General features: G+C 71.2%; 3 protein-coding genes. All 3 read right to left on the minus strand.

The window, feature by feature from the left end; genetic code table 11:
- The coding region (locus tag DYS74_RS18380) for a hypothetical protein (protein WP_147435541.1) at nt 1-486 on the minus strand (486 nt) is incomplete at its 3' end.
- Between the two features lie 39 nt (nt 487-525).
- Nucleotides 526-828 (minus strand): hypothetical protein, encoded by a 303-nt coding sequence (locus tag DYS74_RS18385; protein WP_121535063.1) that lies wholly within the window; start codon nt 826-828, stop codon nt 526-528.
- Nucleotides 829-881: 53 nt separating this feature from the next.
- Nucleotides 882-1,331, minus strand: a complete 450-nt coding sequence (locus DYS74_RS18390; protein ID WP_121535064.1) for a hypothetical protein — start codon at nt 1,329-1,331, stop codon at nt 882-884.
- Between the last annotated feature and the right edge of the window lie 167 nt (nt 1,332-1,498).

A 1,498-nucleotide genomic window follows, 5' to 3' on the forward strand; every position in this document is an offset into this window, starting at 1 on the left:
CTTGACCGCGGCCGCCATCGACTGCTGTGCCGCCTCATAGCGCTTCGAGCTCGCATAGACCGGATCGAGCGAGGCCCGCAGCGCCTCGTATTGCCCGGTCGAGAGTGCCACCGCCGCGGCCTGCTCGCGCTGCACCTGCTCGGCCCGCTCGGCCGCGGTGGCCACGCCCATGTAGCGGCTCGCCGCCTGCTCGAGCGCGATGTTCGCCGCGCGCTGCGTCGCATCGCCCCGCTCCACCATCGCGGCAAGATCCTGCTGGATCTGGCGATACCGCTGCGAGGCGGCGAAGGCCGGGTCGAGCGAGGCGCGCAGCCGGTCGAAGGCGGTGCCAGAGCCCGCGACCGAGCGCGAGATCCCGGCCATCGCCGTGTTGACGTTCGCCGCCATCTTCTGCGTCGTCGCCACCAGCGTGCGCGACCGGCTTTCGTATTGCGAGAGGTCGAGCGTGGCGCTCACCTGCATCGCTGCGGGGCTGCTCATCGACATGTCGGGGCTCCGATCGTGCAAGGGGAAACGGCGGGCCGCTCAGCCCGCCGTGCTGTCATCGAGATCCACCGGCGCGATCGCCAGCGGGTCCTCTCCGGCCTTCAGGGCCGCGCAATAGCCCGCGCACATCGCCGCGAGCGTCTCGATCTCCCAGGGCTCGGACAGCCGCTCGGTCGCCCGGGCGAAGGCCGCGATCTCGGGCCAGTCGGTGGCGCGCGCCTCGGCGAGCCCGGGCCGGAGCGGCCCGAGGATCTGCATCGCCTCGACCAGATACTGCCCGGCGTCGAGCACCGGCAGGCGCAGGTCGCGGCCGCGCCTTTGCGCGAAGGTCAGCCGCGACACCGTCCAGCTTTTGGGCACCGAGTGCAGGTGCCCGAGCTGTCGCGCGTAGAGGATCAGGCGGCCGCGGCGTTTCCCAGGTAGCTGTCGCGGCGCGAGGCGAAGGTCAGCACCTGTTCGACGAAGGAGCGCTCGCCCTCCTGCCCGTTCACCATCTGCAGGTTCAGGAACCAGCGGATGTCGTCCTCGGCCACCGTCAGCGCCGCCTCGCCGCGCGAGACATTCTCGAAGCCCGCGATCAGCGGCACCGCGCTGTCGACCATCTGCGCGTGCAGATCCTCGAGCATCTGCAGGTCGCCCTTCTTCGGCTTCGCCTTCATCCGCTCCTGCTGCGCCGCCCGCAGCGCCTTCTGCGCCGTGCGGCTCTCGGTGCCGCGCACCAGCACGATGCAGGGCTTCGTCTGCTCGGCGTCGGCGTAAAGCTCGGCGCCGGTGACCGGGTGCAGCAGGTGCACGCGGCCTGGCTTCTCGGCCGCCGAGCGGCTGTCGAACTGGGCAAAATCCATCGTCTTCTTCCTCTGTCTCTTGTCTTGGGGGTGGGTCGCAGAAATGGCCGGCCGCGGGGGAACCGCGGCCGCGCCCTGTGTCAGGCGGCGACGCGCACGACGGCGCAGTTGATCCGGGCCTGCCCGCTCATGCCCTTCTGCGTCGAGGCCGAGCGCGCGCGGTCGCG

It is taken from the genome of Paenirhodobacter hankyongi (assembly GCF_003664585.1).
GTDB lineage: Bacteria > Pseudomonadota > Alphaproteobacteria > Rhodobacterales > Rhodobacteraceae > Rhodobacter > Rhodobacter hankyongi.

Bases quoted from the DNA above. Each gene is read 5' to 3' on its own strand.
- DYS74_RS18390 (WP_121535064.1), bottom strand. From the start codon at position 1,331: ATGGATTTTGCCCAGTTCGACAGCCGCTCGGCGGCCGAGAAGCCAGGC.